The organism is Sphingopyxis sp. SE2, from assembly GCF_032227185.1.
Taxonomy (GTDB): domain Bacteria; phylum Pseudomonadota; class Alphaproteobacteria; order Sphingomonadales; family Sphingomonadaceae; genus Sphingopyxis.
This window is the reverse complement of record NZ_JAPMXW010000001.1, coordinates 946,159-962,171: the sequence shown is the minus strand read 5'-3', so window position 1 is coordinate 962,171 and position 16,013 is coordinate 946,159. Positions and strand designations below refer to the sequence as shown.

Below are 16,013 nucleotides of genomic sequence, written 5' to 3'. Positions count from 1 at the left end.
CGATGCGTTATCAGAAGGGAAGGCCTGCATCACATTCTCCGCCGCAGATCCGGACGCTTTCCGCGTCCCTTTGTGCGGCTTTCATAGATATTGGTCAGGCCGATTGCAACAGGTGGTTTGCCACAGATTTTCTGAAAATGCTCAGATCGCGACAGAGATTGGCGCAGCCCGAGTCGCACAGGAAGGGAGAGCGCTTTTTAAATTGGCCATACCAAACAGATTGGCGTCAGCCCGCCGAGATCGTCCGGCGGCGGTATGGCCCGGTTAGGGGGCGTAGCGGCTCCGTTCGTCGGCGACCCGCTTTCGGGCTAGTTCGACCTCGTGCACCTCGGTTGCCTCCAGCAGCGCTTCGAGCACGCGTCCCAGATGTTTTTGCATCGCCATGCGCGCCGCCGCCGGATCGCGCGATTCCAGCGCGAGGAGTATATCTTCGTGTTCGGCAACGCTCGGGGTGACCCCCGCGACATGCGCCTTGCTGCTGAGCAGACGATAAAGCGACGAGCGGGCGCGCATGTCCCACAGCGATTCGACGACCGCGACAAAGGCGCTGTTCAGGCTCGCGCTCGCGATCAGTTCGTGGAACTGACGATCGGCCACCTCAGCGCGCGCGCTGTCGGCGCCGGCGTCGCCCATCGCTTTTACCAGCGCACGAAGCTCGGCAAGCTGGTCGTCGGTGATCCGTCCGGCCGCAAGCGCAGCAACCTCCCCCTCGATCTGACGGCGCGCTTCGAGGAGTTCAAAGGGACCGACGTCGGCCGAAGGGCCTTCAGCATCGGCATGCGACGTTGCCGTCACATAGACGCCCGACCCCTTGCGGACTTCGACCATCCCGTCGACCTCGAGGGCGATGATCGCCTCGCGAACCGTCGGCCGCGATACGTCGTAAGACTGGGCGAGTTGCCGCTCCGACGGCAAACGCGCCCCGATCGGATATTCCCCCGCCTCGATCTTGGCCGCGATATCGGTGGATACGCGTTCGTAGAGCCGTTTTGATTCCATGCCATTCCCCTTGAGGAAAGCGCTATCTTGTTGGCCTATACGTTACAAGGTCGCTTGTTGCCGGGCGGGCTTGGCATGCGCCTGCGCCGTCAATACCAGTTCGGCGGCAAGCAACGCCCCCTCCTGCTCCTGCGCCACCGATGTGCCTTCGACGATGTCGGTGACGAATTGCGGACCGAAGGGCAGAGGCACTTTGGAACAATCCAGGTAGCGAGTGCCCTTCCTATCGGCGATAAGCAGGTGATTTCCGCCCTGCCGCCCGGCGATGTCGACATATTTCCTGAGCTCGATATAGCCCTCGGTCCCGAGAATGAAGAGACGGCCATCGCCCCAGGTCGGCAAACCGTCGGGCGTAAACCAGTCGACGCGGACATAGCCGGTGCCGCCGTCGCCGCTCAGCATCATATCGCCGAAATCCTCGAACGCCGGATGTTCGGGATGCGCGAAATTGCCGGTCTGCGACGCGACGACATGCGCACGCTTGCTGCCGGTCAGATAGACGAACTGATCGGCCTGGTGGCTGCCGATATCGGTCAGGATCCCGCCGTTGCGCGCCGTGTCCCAGAACCAGTCGGGCCGCGATGCCGCGGCCAGCCGGTGCGGGGCAAGGTTGACGGTCTGGATGACGCGCCCGATCGCGCCGTCGTGGACAAGCTGCCCGGCCATGACCGCCGCGGGCACTTCCAGCCGCTCGGAATACATGATCGCAAATTTGCGGCCGGTCTCCTTGATCGCGCGGCGAACTTCGGCGAGCTGCTTCAGCGAGGTAATCGCCGCCTTGTCGCTGAGATAATCCTTGCCCGCGCGCATGACGCGGATGCCCAGCGGCGCGCGCAGCCCGGGAACGGCCGCGCTGCAGACCAGCTTGATCGCGGGATTGCCTAGAATCTCGTCTTCCGACCGCGCCAGCGCAATATCGCCGTAGCGCGCGCGGAACATCGCAATCTGCTTGGGATCGGTGGCATGGAAGGCCGTGAGGACGCCGCCTCCGCGGATCATGGCGTCGGTGATGCCATAGATATGATTATGATCGAGCCCGATGACCGCGAACGGCACGCGATATTTCGCCTCGGGCGCCGGGCGTGCAGGCGCGCTCTCGGTCGGCGCATCGCCCCGCGCCGCGGACTGCGCCAGCGCGTCGGCCGTGAAGCCTGCGGCGAGCCCGGCAGCAAGGCCAAGCCCCAGAAGGTCGCGTCGGTTGGTATCGGTCATGGCGTGTTCCTTCTTCAGGTAGCGACCAGCGACGTCGGCCAGTTCAATATCTGGCTGCTGTCCATCGCCTGTTCGCCGAGCAGCGACGCGACGCTCGCGTAATAGGCCTGCGACAACAGGCCGGGCAGCGGTTTGCCCGTCCGCACCGCTTCGCCAAAACCCTCGAACTGCAGCATCGTCTCGTCATATTCTCCCCAGCCGAGCGAATCGCCGGGCGTGGTGACGGGAAGCTCGGCGAACCAGGTCGCGCCGCCGATCGGCACCGTACGCTTGTGCCCGCTCGCCACGTCGGCCTGCATCCTTAACAGAGCAAGCTCCTTCGGCGGCAGTTCCTGATAAATGCGGCCGAGTTCGGGTTCGATGGTCCCTTTGCTGCCTTGAATCTGTTCTTCGCAGCCGTAGCGCGCATTGTTGAGCAGCGAGGTGTAGATGAGTTTGCGCCCCCCCGCATATTCATAGATCAGTGCGACATGGTCATAGACCTCCCGCCCATCCTTCCAGAAACAGATACTGCCCGATCCCATGACGCGCGTCGGTACGGCATCGAAGAATAGATTGCCGACCTGTATCTGGTGCGTCGCCAGTTCGGTCATAAGTCCGGCGGAGCTGTCGCGATAGAGGCGCCAATTGATCTGTCGATCAGTCGCCCCGGCGGGGACGGGCCGGCGCCAGCTGCTTTGACGGTGCCAGCTGGCCCGGATCTGTGTAATCGCCCCGATTTCGCCCTCCTTCGCACGGCGGACCGCATTTAGATAGGTCGGTTTGAACATACGCTGATGACCGATCTGAAGCAGCTTGCCGCTGTCCTGCGACTTTTTCACCATTGCTCCACAATCGTCGATCGTGCGCGCCATCGCCTTTTCGCACCACACATGGAGTCCGGCGTCGAAGGCATCAAAGCTGTGCTGCTTATGGCCGTCGAGCGGGGTCGCGATCACCACCGCGTCGAGACCGCCCGCATCGAGCATCGCGCGATGATCGGTGAAGGCGCGCGTCGACGCATCGACCAGCGCGCGACCCTTCGCCAGATGCAGCTCGAAATTGTCGCAGATCGCGGCCACGGTGCAGTTGCGGGTCTTGGCGATATTCTGGATCAGGGCCCGGCCGCGATCGCCGGTGCCGATAACGCCCAGTCGCACGCGATCGCCCTTTGCCATCGGTGCGGCGAGGGCCGCCGCGCTTGCCCAAGGCGCCGCTGCGGCCATTCCGGCTCCAGCTGTCGCCATCAGCACGCGATCGATGAACGATCGCCGCGACAGGTCGAAATCTTTGTCAGTCATTAAAACGCATCCTGGCTTGTTAATCGGGGATCGCAGCCCCGCAGGGGAAATCGAACCGAAAACGGCGCGTCCGGTCGCCATTCAGCAAGCGCTCCGCCCGATCTTCATCAGCAACGAGCAAAGCGGTGCTCATCGCCTCGGCATGCGCGCCAAGCCGGTCGATGGCAACCGAGCAGCGCGGCACCGACACGATCGTCGCATCGGCCGGGCGTATCATAGCGGCGCGTTCGGGCGCCGCCGTCCCCGCACCGACGGTCGACGAGATCGACACCGATTCGTCGGTGAGCTCGATTTCGACCAGAATCTCATCGGGGCGCAGCGGGCTGGGAATCGCAAACGGCCAACCGCCGCCAAGCGGGTGTTCGCCGACGACCGCAATCGAACTTTCTCCGGCCGACAGGCAGGCCGATACGACGCCCTTCTCGCGCAACACCGCGCAGGCGCGATCGAGCGCAAAGCCCTTGCCGAGCCCGCCGAAATCGAGCGCGACAGGCTGCGATACCTCGACCCGCGCGGCGCCGCGATCGAATGCGATGGCGCTCCATCCCGCCGACGCGAACCGGCGATCGGCCGCGGGATCGAACAGCCCGAGCGTCGAGGCGTGCAATTCCTCAATCTTGACCAGCGCGTCGAACAGCAGCGCATCGTCGATGGCTGCCCCTTTCCCCGCCATCAGGCGCTCGTTGAGCGCGGTCGTTGCCGAGGGGCGATGGATCGTGAGCGCATCATCGACCGCCTCGATTGCATGCTGCGCCGCGGTCAACGCGTCGTCCTCGCCCGCACCGAACCGGTGCAGCTCGACGCGCGTTCCCATCGACGCAAAGCGCACAACGTCGGCCATGATCGCGCCTGGGGTCAGCCCTTGACCTCCCAGCCCGGCTCATAGTCGACCGACCACAGCTTCATGCCGTCGGCGCTGGTCGGCTTGCCCGTCAACGGGTCGATCGTCAGCGCGCCGCTCGTGCGATAGGCGATATTGCCGAGGTGGCAGAGCGCGGTGCTGATATGTCCTTCGGCAATCGGCGATGCGAGCGCGCTGGCGCGGCCGCGGATGACGTCGACCAGATTGCCGGCATGAAGGACGTCGAGCGCGCCCTCGCCGACCGTTCCGGTGGTTTCCGAACTGGCCGGGGCCTTCACTTCCCGCGTCAACTTGCCTTCCAGATCGTACAGCTCGAACCCGTTGCGATCGACGACGGCCGACCCCTTGGTGCCGAGCAGCAACACGCCGCGGCCACGCCCATAAGTCTTGATGCCATTGCAGCTTTGCCCGTTCCAGCGGATCGCGCGGCCGTGGTCGTAGATCAGGTCGAGCGCGAGCGAATCATACATTTCCCAATCGTCGCCACGGTGAAAATGCCGTCCGCCGTGCGTCGACACGCGGGTCGGATAGGTCAGGCCCATCGCCCAGCGCGCAATGTCGAGTTCGTGCATCGCATTGTTGCAAATCTCGCCGGTCCCGTATTTCCAGAACCAGTGCCAGTTATAATGCACCAGGTTCGACCGGTACGGTCCGCGCGGGCGCGGCCCCTGCCACAAATCCCAGTTCAGATTGGCGGGCGGCGCGATTTCCTGCCCCTTGCCGATCGACCCGCGATTGTTCGCATACCAGGTCTGTGCCTCATAGACGTCGCCGAGTTCGCCGGCCCGGACCATGTCGACAAGCTGCCGCGTCTCCACGCTCGAGCGTTGCTGGTTGCCAACCTGCAACTGACGCCCGGTGCGGCGCTGTGCGGCGATCAGCGCTTCGCCCTCGGCGGGGGCGATACCGATCGGCTTTTCCAGATAGACGTGGCGCCCCGCATTCATCGAATCGATCGCGAGCTTTGCGTGCCAATGATCGGGCGTCGCGATGCTAACGATGTCGACGTCCTTGCCGTCGAGCAGCCGGCGATAGTCCTCAACGATCTTCGGGGCCGGATGGCCTTTGGCGGCAAATTCGCTTGCGCGCTTCGCGAGGATAGCCGAATCCACATCGACGAAATGGGTGACGGCCACGTTCGGCAGCTTCGAGAAGGCGCTCATATGCGCCTGCCCGCGCCCATTCACGCCAACCACCGCCACACGCAGGCGATCGTTCGCACCCTGGATCTGCGCATAACTGCGCGCGCTCATCGTGGCGCCCAGCGTTGCTGCGGCACCCTTCAACATCGTACGGCGGTCAAGCATGTCCTGTCCCCTTAAAATTCGCGCAGCTTGATCGACCGGAAGTCGACCCTGTCGCCATGATCCTGAAGCAGGATCGGTCCCTGCTCCCACTCGCCAAAGTTCGGCCATTTCGCATATTTGCTGCGCGCGACAAGCGCGCGAAAGGCGGGCGATCCCCGTTCATATTCGACGACCTTGAACCCGTTCAGCCAATGCTCGACATGCTTGCCGCGCACGACGATGACCGCTCGGTTCCATTCGCCCGGCGCGTTGACGCGCTTACCCGGGCTATCAGGATCGGAAAGGTTGCGCGCGGTGATCAGATCGTAAAGCGAGCCGATCGTCCGATTACCGTCGCGGCCCATCTTCGCGTCGGGATGGCGCTCATCGTCGAGCAATTGGAATTCGAGGCCGATCGCCGATCCATCCCCCTTGAGCAGGTTCGGATCGACGAAATATTTGATCCCGCTATTGGCGCCCGGCGTCAGCCGGAAATCGACCGACAGCTCGAAATTCCTGTAATCGCGGGTCGTGATGATGTCGCCACCATTGGTCGCTTCGGCGCCGCCCGATTTCTCGACCGACAGGATGCCGTCGGCGATCGACCAGCCTTTCTTCGGGAAGGCAGGCCCCTTGGCGCTCCGCCAGCCCTGCGTCGTCTTGCCGTCCCAGAGCAGCTTCCAGCCGGCGCGGCGCTCGGCGTCGGTCAGGCGATTGGCCAGCCACCCCTGCTGCTCGACCGTCGTCGCGGGCGAGGCGAAACGGGCGGGCGCGTCGGTGATGATCCGCACGTTACGGAAACGCGCCTCGGGCTTTTTAGCCGCGACCGCATCGGGAACGGAGTGCACCTGGAAAGCGATGAAACCGCGCGCGTCCATATCGTCGACGACGTCGGCGGCGGGCACGCCATTGATCCAGGTGCGCAGCCGCGTACCGATCGCTTCGACACGATAGCGATTCCAGTCGCCCGAACGGAAGGCCTGCCGCGCCGCGTCATTGCGACCGAGCGTGTAGAGCCATTGGCGACGCTGCTCGTCATAGATGCCGGCGCTCCAGCGCCGCGACGAGGGATCGATCTCCATCTGATAGCCGTGAACGACGCCATTGCGATAATCGGGCCGGCTCTGGCCTCGGATCATCACGCCCGAATTCAGCGTCGGGTCGGTTTTGGCATCGAATTCGAGGATGAAGTCGCCGTAAAGCGCGTCGGACACCAGCCAGCTGTTCGCCGAGTTCGGCACCGCGCTGCCGACGACCTCGCCATCGACAACGCGATAAGGCGCCTGCCCCCCGGCACTGTGCCAACCAGCTAGTCCGGCGCGCGGCGTTACGTCCTCCCAAGGAGCCTGCTGCTGATCCTGAGCAGCCGAAACGGGCGCGAGCGCTATCATCGGCGCGGGGGCCAAAGCCAGAAACGCGATCTTTCGAAACATCATGGCTCCTCTCAACTTTTTATTGCGTGGGCTTCCCGAACGCGCTTCATTTCCTCACGCGCCATGCTCTCGCGTTATATTGCCGCCAGCGTAACCACGCGCGCACGACTTATGCCAGCTGAGCATTAGTATGTGGTCAGGCCACTTGCAATAGATATGTCAGACCGATTACCGTCAGGGAGGGCGTCACGCTCGCCATGTGTTTACGCCCACGGAAAAAAGGCCGTCAGTCGGCCTTAGATGGGACCCGCTCGTCGGCTATCTTTCGGATGCTGTAACGTGAACCGTCGAGGAGCAGTTCGCAACGCGCTCCGGAATACTGGATTGCTCGAAGCCCCTCGCTTCGTCTCCGGGTGCAGCACCTCGTACGCTTTCTTGCGCCGCGCCGTGAACGGCGCCCTTTTCGATGGCGTCAGGTTCGGCGCGCGACATGATGACAGGGGAACAGGCGCGAATCTGCTTTTCGATGGACGGCTCGCCCTTTCGGTAACCCTGTTATCCTCGCCCCGGCTTGACGTAAAGCCCCGCTTGACATTGCGGCGTAAAGCGTTACCTTCCATAACATGGAAATCGAGAGCATCAATCACAAGGCGCTCAGACGGTTTGTCGAGACCGGCAAGCCGAAGGGGCTTCCCGGTGATCTGGTCGACCGGCTGTTCAAGATGATCAACTTCATCATCGACGCCGAGACGCTGGACGAGCTCTCGACCCCGCCGAACTATGGCCTTCATCCGCCGACCGGTGACCGCGCCGGAACGTGGGCGATGACCGTGACCCGCAACTGGCGCATGACCTTCTCGCTCAATGAGCAGGACGCCATCGCCGATCTGGATCTGGAGGATTATCACTGATGGCTATCAAGATTCATCCGTCGTTCGCGATCCATGCCGGGAAGTGGCTCAAGACCGAAATCGTCGAGGCCCACGGGGTTTCGATCAACGAGCTGGCAGAGGCCTTCGGGGTCAGCCGCCAGTCGATCAGCGCCGTCCTCAACGGGCGGACCTCCCTGTCGGCCGATATGGCGATCCGCTTCGAGCATGCCTTCGGGGTGAAGGCGGAGACGCTGGTGCGGATGCAGGCCCGCTATGAACTCGGCAAGGCCCGTGAACATGAGGCCGACCTCTTGGTGCCGAGCCTAATTGCCGCATAGGCCCCCGTCCCGCAATGGGGTCGGCGGCGCCCTATCTGCGCATTTGCATAAAATATTGTCCACGATGGACAGTATGCCTTCCGAAACTAACTAAGTGCGCGTGTCCGGTGGCGTTGTGGGCAATCAGCTGTCGCGCCCCAATGGGAACAACGGCAGCAATTACGTCATCGTGTTCAAAAGGGGCTCTGACTCACTTTTGGTGCAGGCGGGATGATAATGGCGAGATTTTCCGCAGGAGGATATCGTCATGGGAGACAGCGCGCTTCGCGATCCCCCTTGCGAGATGTGGCGTGACCACGGTACTTGCATGCCTCCCAAGAGCTCCGGCTTCCCGGTCCTTGGAAGGGGTTACGCTCAATATTCTTCAATGGGGCCGTTAATCGGACGAGCGTCATCGGGTCAGCACTAACAGCAGCTTCGGCCCGGCCAAATCGAAGCATTAGCCTAAACAGCCTGCTCTATTTTGTCTGGGCGGGCGCGGCGCCACCTTAAGCCCACCATCAAGACAAAAGGCCAGAATATGGTGTTGATGATGTCGAACGCGGTATCGGGCCGCCAGACACCGTGGGCGATCCGGTCCGCTCCTTCTTTTGCAAGCGCCGCAGCCAGTACGATCAGAAAGGGCGTCCACGTGGCAAGTGATCGGCGCGTCAGAATTCGGGCGACAAACAAGATGAACATACCGCCGTGAACATGCGCCAAGCTGTCGGAAGCGCCGGTTATCATGCCGATTTCGCCGCTCAGCGGCCGATAAAAATCGATTAGGCTCTCCATTAGCGCTCCGTCGCTTAACGTACCTTAACGTCACGTGGCCAATGTCGCGCGAACCCCGAGACCGCCAAGTGACTGTTGGTATTCCAGCATATGTTCATGGATTGCTCCCGTAACGGGATGAATCGCCCCGGGACTGCCGGAGGCCATTTGGTTTAAGTTACGCAGCCATGGAGACGTCGTCCAGCATGGCGTAGTATCGTTCTTCTGCTTCAGCGGGCGGGATATTGCCGATGGGTTCCAGCAGCCGCCTGTTGTTGAACCAGTCGACCCATTCGAGCGTGGCATATTCGACAGCTTCAAAGGATCGCCACGGACCTCGCCGGTGGATCACCTCGGCCTTGTAAAGGCCATTGATCGTCTCCGCCAAGGCGTTGTCATAACTGTCGCCAACACTCCCGACCGACGGCTCGATCCCGGCCTCGGCGAGGCGCTCGGTATATTTGATCGATACAAACTAGGCGGATTCAACCGGTCGTCGCAACACTGGTTTCATACTGCGCGACCAGGAACTGGTCGAGGATTTCTGCTGGGGTCTTCCAGCCGAGCGTTTTTCGCGGCCGCGTATTCATGGCGTGCGCAACGGCTTGCCCCGGATGACACGCTGCAAGCCCAGGTCGCGCATCAGCCGCTCGATGGTGCATCGCGCGACGACGATGCCCTCGCGGTTCATCTGCCGCCAGACCTTGCGCACCCCGTAGACGCCGAAGTTCTCGGCAAAGACGCGCAGCACCTCGGGCTTCAGGTCCCGATCGCGCCGGGCACGATCTGATTGATCTGCCCCCTTCTGAGTGGTCCAAAATCGATGATATTTTGGATTACGAAGGAGAATATGAATGCCGGCCAAGAAGCATCGCCCGGAAGAGATTATCGGCAAGCTGCGTGAGGCGGAGGTTGTGCTGGCGCAGGGCGCTACGACTGCGGAGGCATGCCGCCGGATCGCGATCAGCGAACAGACCTATTATCGGTGGCGCAAGGAATATGGTGGTCTGAAGACTGACCAGGCGCGCCGGATGAAGGATCTGGAGAAGGAGAATGCGCGGCTTCGCCGGGCGATCTCGGACCTGACGCTCGACAAGCTGATCCTGCAGGAGGCTGCCCGGGGAAACTTCTGCCGCCCGCCGCAACGCAGCGGCTAAGCGCATAATCACTCCGGAAAATAAATAACCGATCTCCGGCGCGGCCTTCACCAGATGGCTACTTGACAGTCAGCTACCGCCAGCTTGCAGTGGATGTTTCAGGCCGCTGCGCTGACCAGCGCGAATAATAGGGTTTGAGCTCATCAGGGAGTTTCGCCGAGAATTCGTCGTTGAGTGGATAATGGGGCATGGCAAGCGCCACCGCATTCAAGATCAGCAGCGCCTGTTTTGCATCCTTGCCTCGTTTCAAAGGATTGCGTTTAGGTTGCTCGGACATCCAAAATTTCTGAAGCGCGAACCAGCGTGGATCGGGTGCGACTATGCGCGCCGGTGAACCATCACGGCAGATTACGACTTGGTCGACCGGTTGTCCGACCAGCAACCACTCCTGCTCAGGCAGCGGTACTGGTCGCGGCCGATCCGTTCGCGCCATGGTTTGGGCACGCGAAGGCGCAACAAGAATTTCGACCTCATAAGCCTTTGCATTGCGGGCCTGGAAAGTTCGCTCGGTATTCACGGTGAAGGTTGGATCGACCGCCTTCAGCATGTCCCACAACAGTTGCACGTCGTCCTGTTGTTCGGTTTCAGCCCAAGCCAGATCGAAGCCTGCTGTCTCGTCGGGAATTTCAGGCATGAAGCCCCCTGCCTCGAGGGCATATGCCGCAACGGCATTAGTGCCGACGACGAGAAGCGTGCCATCCAAAAGCCCTCGCCGGTCAGCTTCGCGCAGGATCGGCCCCGCCTCGCTTGCGATCATCGGGAAACGCAGCGCGCGGGCAAGCCTCGATGATTCATCGAGCGCGATGCGACTGGCTTCAATGCGCTCTTTCAGCTGCTGCTTCTCCGCCCGAAAAGCCTCAAAACGATTTTTAAGCTCATCAGACCAAGGGCCCAAGCTCTTACCGTTACCGCTTCGATCACGGATTTCGTACAGATAGGCTTTTCCCGAAACCTCTTTGCGCCGCAGATCATAGGGTAGCGCTGCTCTGGCACGAGCGGCCTCGATCCACACCTCATAGCGCTGGCGCAGATTAACCAGCGCGCGCGCCTGTTCATCAGTGAAGGAACGAAGCATTGCCATTATCCCACAATTTACTGAATTCCAAATATGTGGGATAAACCGGCGAAGTGCAAGGAATCGCAAACTCAGAATCATACATTCACGGCCCGATGTCTCAGCTAACGCTAATTTGTTGCGCGAACAGCGAACACGTCGGGATCGACCGCCCGCCGGATACGGAATCGGGAGGAAGCAGTCGGGTGAGCAGAGGCCAGGATCGAAGTCAGGAAACCGGCGTATGCAGGCCTTGAGCATCCGGCATCAAGATTGTCGTGCGGCGTTCTCTCATCGCATGTGTCAGTTGCTGCGCAGGGTAAGAGGCGGTCGCGCTGGCTGGAGGTGAGTTCGGGAGAATCTGGCATTCGGACATTCTTTGCATTTTCCGCAAAGCAGTCACTGGCGAGCATTTTTGCGGAAAATGCAATTTGCCCCTCTTATTCAACTCAGCCTTTGCCCCTTGCAAACCAGCGCGCTATTTCAAGCCTGCCTTCAATTACCAGTTCCAGCCGTACCCCATCGGTCCGCGATCATACCCGCGATTAGTGCAGCGACGAAATAGACCATGACCTCCTTTGAACAGGCTCTCTGGCTCCGGATCATTGTCGCGGGGATCAGGCCACACTCTCGGCATGTCGCCTTCTATTGCCCATTTGATTCTGGATTGCACGTCGGACGGACGGAAACGCCATGACCGCGAGCACCACACAGGCGATGCCGGTAAGCGATCCAAGCCGGAAATCGGATGCCAACCACAAAATGGGATCGTGCACCGCATAAAGAGGAAACGACACCGCGCCAGCGATCGTCGCCAAGCCTGCCCAGCGCGAATAGGCGGGAAACCGCAATCCACCGGCGATAATCATCGGGCAGATGATTACGACAAAGCAGAGACCAGCAAGCCGCGAATTGCCGCCCATCATGGCCGTGGCCCCGAAAAAGAGCGGCATCGCGAGAAATGCGAAGCTAGTTGACACTTTGATATTGGGCGCATCTCTCCAGCTGCGCCAAAGAATAATTCCGATCGTATAGGACAGGAGCACTCTGGGAAAACCTCCGACGAAGGTATCGGGCCGAGATCCGACGTCGAGGCCGTGCGTCGCGGCTCCCGCCAGCAGGAATGGTACCATTGCAGCCGCAACCACGATGAGGCTGCGCGTGCTCATCCGGCGAAGGACGAGCACATGGAGAAGGTTGACAACCAGTTCGAAGAAAATTGACCAAGCCGGGCCGTTCAGAGGGAAAATTCGCTCACCGAGGAAGTACGGTATGAAGACTAGGTTGATCATCGCGCGCGTCGCATCGCTTGCGGAATAGGCCATCCACACAGAAACCGAGCCGATCAGCGCGCCTACCGTCATTGTCGGCCATAGGCGGCGAAGGCGAACGGCGAGAAACGAGAAGGTCGATGAAGGGCCCGTCCAACCACTTTCGTAAGTTCGCGCCATGACATAGCCGCTGAGCATGAAAAAGAAGTCTACGGCCAAATATCCGGCGCCTCGGGGGATGCCGTCGTGTGATGCCATATAGGTGTGGTGGGCGAGCACCATGAGCGCTGCGACCCCGCGCAATCCATCCAATCCGGTGAGACGCCCCTTCATGCGTGGCATCCTACGGGCCGATAAGAAAAATTTCGTTAAGTGATTGTTTCGCTGATCATGGGTTTCAACAGGCATCCCAGTCCATAAGGCGGTTGATCTCGGCTTCGTCCAGCTTCTGCCCGCGAGGCGCGCGGGCCCTGCGAACGAGCGCGAACCAGAAGCGCCAGTAACGGCGTTCGAGTTCGTCGGGCCACGCTTTTGCGCCATCGCGATCGTTGATCTTCTCCGCCAGGCGGAAGAAGCGGGGATACACGCTGCGTACGGCGCTATGGGGGGGGGCAGAATTGTCGCCAATGATCGTGGCAGAGCCACACTGTCTCGGATCGCCCAGCAAACAAAGTTGGGATCGTCGCGGAAGCTGCGGCATCGCCAGCTACAAGAGATACGATGCGAACATGACTAGCTTGGCTCACCAAATTTCAATGATTTTCCGCTATTCTCTAACGCGAAAGCGCGTGTAGGAAATTCGCCTTCCGGTGATCGGTATCGCACGCAACCCGACGCATCGACCGAACGGCTTGCTACGCATTGCAAAGGCTAGTGGACGACAAGGGGAAGAGATTTGACGACGCTTATTACCGGCGCGGCCGGGTTCATCGGAATGCACGTCGGGGCAGCCCTGCTCGGTCGCGGCGAGTGCGTCGTCGGCATCGACAATTTTACACCCTATTACTCGCTCGATCTCAAACATGCGCGCGTCGCGCATCTCTACGCACGCTATGGCGAATTGTTCACCTTTATAGATGTCGATTTTGGCGATGCCGACGCGCTCGCCGCTGCGCTTTCCAGCCACGGGATCGACCGGATCGTCCATCTCGGCGCACAGCCCGGCGTCCGCTATTCGCTAGAAAATCCCGCTGCTTATATTCATTCGAACGTCGCGGGGCACGTCAACATTCTCGAGCTGGCGCGCCACCGCTCGGTCGCGCATCTGGTTTATGCGTCGTCGTCGTCGGTCTATGGCATGCGCGCCAGTACGCCCTTTCGCGTGGCCGACCGCGCCGATACGCCGATTTCGCTATATGCGGCGACGAAACGGGCGGACGAATTGCTTAGCGAAACCTATGCACATCTCTTCAGGATACCCCAAACCGGCCTTCGCTTTTTCACAGTTTATGGCCCGTGGGGGCGGCCCGACATGGCGGTCTGGAAATTCACCGAGGCGGTTCTCCAGGGCCGGCCGATCGACGTCTATAATCACGGCGACATGCTCCGTGATTTCACCTTCATCGACGATATCGTCAACGGCGTCGTCCTGGCGCTCGATTACCCGCCCGAAGACGACCACCGCGAGAAGCCGGGTGGTTTCACGACGCCGCACCGGCTTTACAACATCGGGAATAACCGCCCCGAACAACTTACCGAACTTATCCGTGCGATCGAAATGGCGTGCGGTCGCAAGGCGGAAATCAGCCTGCTGCCGATGCAAGACGGCGACGTCTATCAGACGGCCGCGGATATCGCCGATATCAGCCGCGATCTAGGCTTTGCACCGACTACCCCGATCACTACCGGAATACCTGCTTTTGTCGCTTGGTATCGGGAGGAATGGATGAAGCGGCAGGAAACGGTTCCGAGCAAGGCGTGACGCGTCCTACCAGCGCAAGAAACGCGGAAGGACCAGCCGCCCCGCAATCGCCGAAAGCAGAACCGCTGCGCCGTGCCAGAGCGCGATGTGGACAACGTCATCGGTCGCGCAATGAAGCGCGACGATGGTCGCGCCCGCAGCCCCCGCGGCGATACCGATGACCCAGCCCGCGCGCGTCGGCGACGTCGGCGCGCCGGCCTTGAGCCAGAAGAAGAGCGCCGCGCCAACTCCCAAGCCCGATGCGACGCCTTGCAAGAGGCAGCGCAGGCCAAAGCCGTGGCGCGCGGATTCCATCGCCGCATGGCCGTCGGTGATGCACGCGACGAGGGCCGCTAGCGGCAGCGACAGCGAGGCACCGACCGCCCAACGCCAGCCGCCATAATCGCGCCCGACACCCGGCAACCCCATGCGCAGAGCGCTCCATGTCGCGGCAAGTCCCGTCGCCGCGGTCAACCAGAAGGCGAGCATCGAAAGCGGCGGCATTCCGCTCACCGCCAGGTCCTCGCGCAAGCCGAAGATCCACAGCAACGCCGCGGCGCCCGCGACCCATCCGGCCGCGACCCATATGGACCCGCGCGCAACGCGCCGCGGCCGCACGGGCGTCAAGTCCCCGGCGAGGTCGTCGATCAGATCATCGATCGATGCGTCCTTCATTTCATTCGCTTTCAATCAGTTCGGCAAGCTTCTTGAGCCCGCGGTGGATATTCACTTTGACGAGCGACTCGCTCTGCCCGCAAATCTGCGATGCCTCGGCTATCGATGCGCCTTCGATCTTGACCAGCGTGATCGCCTGCGCCTGCCTTGGCGGCAACAGCGTCAGCAGATGATCGATGCTCAGCCGCGCATGGACCGCTTCATCCTCGGCGCCGACCGCTGCATCATTGTCGCCGAGTTCGGCCTCGTCACGCTGGCGACGCAGCATGTCGATCCAGCGATAACGCGCTATCGCCGCGAGCCATGGCAGAAACGCCCGCCCGCTGTCCCATGTCGCAAGCTTGCGGTGCATCGACACCAGCGTTTCCTGCACAAGATCGTCGATATGGTGCGGCGCGATCCGCCGGGCGAAATAACGTTCGAGCCATTTGCGGCAATCGACAAGCAACGCGCGATAGGCGCTGCGATCCCCCCGCTGCGATGCGGCCATCAAGCGCGCCAGCGAAGGTTCGTCGATGCTCATTTCGCGCGCACCCTAGCAATCAGCGCGTCGAGCGAGAACAGTCCGCCGCCGCGAACGATCAGGATCGCCGCCATCGCCGCCCACAGCGAATGGACCGGCCACCAAGCGTCGGGAAAGACGAAGATCTGGATGACGAGCGTCATCACGAGCAGGGCGCCCGCCGACAATCGCGTTGCGAGCCCGAAAAGCAGCAACGCCGGGAAAAAATGCTCGGAAAATGTCGTTAGCGGCACTGCTATCGCGGGATCGAGCGGCAGCCCCGAAAATTCGCTGCGGAACAGATCATATTGCGAGGGATCGATCTTGAGGAAGCTGCCCTCGAGCACCTTCGTCTGCCCCGATCGCCAAAAGACGCCCGCGAGCGAGACGCGCAGCAGCAACAGCGCGGCCCCTTCGGCGAGCCGCGACCCCGCAATGGCTACGCTCTTGTCATAAAATCCCGTTATCGCATTCATCGC

General features: G+C 61.5%; 16 protein-coding genes and 2 pseudogenes. 4 read left to right on the top strand and 14 right to left on the bottom strand.

Features of this window, described 5'->3' with window-relative positions:
* Window positions 1-264: 264 nt before the first annotated feature.
* The 6 genes from OVY29_RS04510 to OVY29_RS04485 are packed head-to-tail and all read right to left on the bottom strand — an operon-like array spanning window position 265 to window position 7,072.
* Window positions 265-999 carry a FadR/GntR family transcriptional regulator gene (locus tag OVY29_RS04510; protein ID WP_037556935.1) on the bottom strand — a complete coding sequence of 245 codons (735 nt, stop codon included), beginning with the start codon at window positions 997-999 and terminating at the stop codon, window positions 265-267.
* A 42-nt stretch (window positions 1,000-1,041) separates the two neighbouring features.
* Entirely contained in the window at window positions 1,042-2,211 is a 1,170-nt protein-coding gene (locus tag OVY29_RS04505) for a Gfo/Idh/MocA family protein (protein WP_037556936.1), read from the bottom strand.
* A gap of 14 nt (window positions 2,212-2,225) precedes the next feature.
* Window positions 2,226-3,491: a Gfo/Idh/MocA family protein gene (locus tag OVY29_RS04500; protein ID WP_037556937.1), complete on the bottom strand. Its 1,266-nt coding sequence runs from the start codon at window positions 3,489-3,491 to the stop codon at window positions 2,226-2,228.
* Window positions 3,492-3,510: 19 nt separating this feature from the next.
* Window positions 3,511-4,332 carry an FAD:protein FMN transferase gene (locus OVY29_RS04495; protein WP_037556939.1) on the bottom strand — a complete coding sequence of 274 codons (822 nt, stop codon included), beginning with the start codon at window positions 4,330-4,332 and terminating at the stop codon, window positions 3,511-3,513.
* 14 nt (window positions 4,333-4,346) lie between these two features.
* Window positions 4,347-5,660 carry a Gfo/Idh/MocA family oxidoreductase gene (locus tag OVY29_RS04490; RefSeq protein ID WP_313911018.1) on the bottom strand — a complete coding sequence of 438 codons (1,314 nt, stop codon included), beginning with the start codon at window positions 5,658-5,660 and terminating at the stop codon, window positions 4,347-4,349.
* Between the two features lie 11 nt (window positions 5,661-5,671).
* Window positions 5,672-7,072 (bottom strand): DUF1080 domain-containing protein, encoded by a 1,401-nt coding sequence (locus OVY29_RS04485; protein ID WP_313911017.1) that lies wholly within the window; start codon window positions 7,070-7,072, stop codon window positions 5,672-5,674.
* 563 nt (window positions 7,073-7,635) lie between these two features.
* On the opposite strand from OVY29_RS04485, the gene OVY29_RS04480 reads away from it, so the two are divergent.
* Window positions 7,636-7,923 (top strand): type II toxin-antitoxin system RelE/ParE family toxin, encoded by a 288-nt coding sequence (locus OVY29_RS04480; protein ID WP_037556942.1) that lies wholly within the window; start codon window positions 7,636-7,638, stop codon window positions 7,921-7,923.
* Window positions 7,923-8,222 carry a HigA family addiction module antitoxin gene (locus OVY29_RS04475; RefSeq protein ID WP_037556943.1) on the top strand — a complete coding sequence of 100 codons (300 nt, stop codon included), beginning with the start codon at window positions 7,923-7,925 and terminating at the stop codon, window positions 8,220-8,222. Before OVY29_RS04480 ends, OVY29_RS04475 begins: the two co-directional genes overlap by 1 nt.
* 444 nt (window positions 8,223-8,666) lie before the next feature.
* Here OVY29_RS04475 and OVY29_RS04470 read toward each other — a convergent pair whose 3' ends face one another.
* Together OVY29_RS04470 and OVY29_RS24670 are read right to left on the bottom strand one after the other, a co-directional pair.
* Window positions 8,667-8,996, bottom strand: coding sequence for a hypothetical protein (locus OVY29_RS04470; protein WP_052182410.1), 330 nt, complete (start codon window positions 8,994-8,996; stop codon window positions 8,667-8,669).
* Window positions 8,997-9,153: 157 nt separating this feature from the next.
* Window positions 9,154-9,696, bottom strand: a pseudogene (locus OVY29_RS24670) (IS3 family transposase); the annotation flags it as partial.
* A 133-nt stretch (window positions 9,697-9,829) separates the two neighbouring features.
* On the opposite strand from OVY29_RS24670, the pseudogene OVY29_RS04455 reads away from it, so the two are divergent.
* Window positions 9,830-10,123, top strand: a pseudogene (locus OVY29_RS04455) (transposase); the annotation flags it as partial.
* Between the two features lie 82 nt (window positions 10,124-10,205).
* Here OVY29_RS04455 and OVY29_RS04450 read toward each other — a convergent pair.
* The 3 genes from OVY29_RS04450 to OVY29_RS04440 all read right to left on the bottom strand — a co-directional run bounded on the left by OVY29_RS04450 (window position 10,206) and on the right by OVY29_RS04440 (window position 13,043).
* Complete coding sequence (locus OVY29_RS04450) at window positions 10,206-11,207, bottom strand: GSU2403 family nucleotidyltransferase fold protein (protein ID WP_313911016.1); 1,002 nt, start codon at window positions 11,205-11,207, stop codon at window positions 10,206-10,208.
* A 596-nt stretch (window positions 11,208-11,803) separates the two neighbouring features.
* Entirely contained in the window at window positions 11,804-12,790 is a 987-nt protein-coding gene (locus OVY29_RS04445) for an acyltransferase family protein (RefSeq protein WP_052182411.1), read from the bottom strand.
* Between the two features lie 64 nt (window positions 12,791-12,854).
* Entirely contained in the window at window positions 12,855-13,043 is a 189-nt protein-coding gene (locus OVY29_RS04440) for a hypothetical protein (protein WP_037556948.1), read from the bottom strand.
* A gap of 309 nt (window positions 13,044-13,352) precedes the next feature.
* Here OVY29_RS04440 and OVY29_RS04435 point away from each other — a divergent pair, with 309 nt between their 5' ends.
* Window positions 13,353-14,378, top strand: coding sequence for an NAD-dependent epimerase/dehydratase family protein (locus tag OVY29_RS04435; protein ID WP_037556949.1), 1,026 nt, complete (start codon window positions 13,353-13,355; stop codon window positions 14,376-14,378).
* Between the two features lie 6 nt (window positions 14,379-14,384).
* Here OVY29_RS04435 and OVY29_RS04430 read toward each other — a convergent pair whose 3' ends face one another.
* The 3 genes from OVY29_RS04430 to OVY29_RS04420 are packed head-to-tail and all read right to left on the bottom strand — an operon-like array spanning window position 14,385 to window position 16,010.
* Window positions 14,385-15,032 (bottom strand): DUF1109 domain-containing protein, encoded by a 648-nt coding sequence (locus OVY29_RS04430; RefSeq protein ID WP_037556950.1) that lies wholly within the window; start codon window positions 15,030-15,032, stop codon window positions 14,385-14,387.
* Window position 15,033: 1 nt separating this feature from the next.
* On the bottom strand, window positions 15,034-15,555 hold the full coding sequence (locus tag OVY29_RS04425) for a sigma-70 family RNA polymerase sigma factor (protein WP_037556952.1): 522 nt from the start codon (window positions 15,553-15,555) through the stop codon (window positions 15,034-15,036).
* Window positions 15,552-16,010 carry a DoxX family protein gene (locus tag OVY29_RS04420; protein ID WP_037556953.1) on the bottom strand — a complete coding sequence of 153 codons (459 nt, stop codon included), beginning with the start codon at window positions 16,008-16,010 and terminating at the stop codon, window positions 15,552-15,554. Before OVY29_RS04420 ends, OVY29_RS04425 begins: the two co-directional genes overlap by 4 nt.
* Window positions 16,011-16,013 lie beyond the last annotated feature (3 nt).

Bases quoted from the DNA above. Each gene is read 5' to 3' on its own strand.
- OVY29_RS04510 (WP_037556935.1), bottom strand. From the start codon at position 999: ATGGAATCAAAACGGCTCTACGAACGCGTATCCACCGATATCGCGGCC.
- OVY29_RS04505 (WP_037556936.1), bottom strand. From the start codon at position 2,211: ATGACCGATACCAACCGACGCGACCTTCTGGGGCTTGGCCTTGCTGCC.
- OVY29_RS04500 (WP_037556937.1), bottom strand. From the start codon at position 3,491: ATGACTGACAAAGATTTCGACCTGTCGCGGCGATCGTTCATCGATCGC.
- OVY29_RS04495 (WP_037556939.1), bottom strand. From the start codon at position 4,332: ATGGCCGACGTTGTGCGCTTTGCGTCGATGGGAACGCGCGTCGAGCTG.
- OVY29_RS04490 (WP_313911018.1), bottom strand. From the start codon at position 5,660: ATGCTTGACCGCCGTACGATGTTGAAGGGTGCCGCAGCAACGCTGGGC.
- OVY29_RS04485 (WP_313911017.1), bottom strand. From the start codon at position 7,072: ATGTTTCGAAAGATCGCGTTTCTGGCTTTGGCCCCCGCGCCGATGATA.
- OVY29_RS04480 (WP_037556942.1), top strand. From the start codon at position 7,636: ATGGAAATCGAGAGCATCAATCACAAGGCGCTCAGACGGTTTGTCGAG.
- OVY29_RS04475 (WP_037556943.1), top strand. From the start codon at position 7,923: ATGGCTATCAAGATTCATCCGTCGTTCGCGATCCATGCCGGGAAGTGG.
- OVY29_RS04470 (WP_052182410.1), bottom strand. From the start codon at position 8,996: ATGGAGAGCCTAATCGATTTTTATCGGCCGCTGAGCGGCGAAATCGGC.
- OVY29_RS04450 (WP_313911016.1), bottom strand. From the start codon at position 11,207: ATGCTTCGTTCCTTCACTGATGAACAGGCGCGCGCGCTGGTTAATCTG.
- OVY29_RS04445 (WP_052182411.1), bottom strand. From the start codon at position 12,790: ATGAAGGGGCGTCTCACCGGATTGGATGGATTGCGCGGGGTCGCAGCG.
- OVY29_RS04430 (WP_037556950.1), bottom strand. From the start codon at position 15,032: ATGAAGGACGCATCGATCGATGATCTGATCGACGACCTCGCCGGGGAC.
- OVY29_RS04425 (WP_037556952.1), bottom strand. From the start codon at position 15,555: ATGAGCATCGACGAACCTTCGCTGGCGCGCTTGATGGCCGCATCGCAG.
- OVY29_RS04420 (WP_037556953.1), bottom strand. From the start codon at position 16,010: ATGAATGCGATAACGGGATTTTATGACAAGAGCGTAGCCATTGCGGGG.